Source organism: Ectobacillus funiculus (genome assembly GCF_004138295.1).
Taxonomy (GTDB): domain Bacteria; phylum Bacillota; class Bacilli; order Bacillales; family Bacillaceae_G; genus Ectobacillus; species Ectobacillus funiculus.
The window spans coordinates 1-600 of sequence record NZ_SCFM01000132.1; the positions used below are offsets into that span (position 1 = coordinate 1).

At 45.7% G+C, this 600-nt stretch carries 1 other RNA gene; it reads left to right on the top strand.

Annotated features, from left to right (window positions below):
- Positions 1-43 precede the first annotated feature (43 nt).
- Positions 44-395: a transfer-messenger RNA gene (gene ssrA / locus EP737_RS25180) on the top strand.
- Positions 396-600 lie beyond the last annotated feature (205 nt).

The window sequence follows — 600 nt, forward strand, 5'->3', positions numbered from 1 at the left end:
ATGAGCTCTCTTGATAGCTTCCCGTAAAGGGTCTTCTTATAATGGGGACGTTACGGATTCGACAGGGGTAGTTCGAGCTTAAGTTGCGAGTCGAGGGGATCGGCCTCGTTAAAACGTCAACGCCTATAACTGGCAAACAAAAATTAGCTTTAGCTGCCTAATTAACGCAGCTGCTCCTCCCTCCGTTACCTGTGCGGTAGGGTAAGGGGCCCACTCTTAGCAGGTTACGCCGGCGCTCACCGTCTGAGGGCAAAGGAAGAGAACAACCAGACTAGCTGCTTCGAAGCCTGTCGATAGGCTGACGAGTATGCGAATTGCGAATATATCGACTACACTCGTAGAAGCTTAAGTGCCGATATTTCTGGACGTGGGTTCGACTCCCACCGTCTCCACCAAATACATACTTTGGTGGATTTTTTATTTTGCGCTAAAAAGCATAAGCTTGCCGTATCGGCACGCTTATGCTTTTTTTACTATAAGAAAGTGTAAATTTCTGGTTAGAAGCCAACATGACGTAGTCGGGAATTTTAGGAACACAGTATAAGTAGGGCTCGCTAATCGGCAAGTTTTCTTTACACTTTAAGAAAGTATAAATTTCTA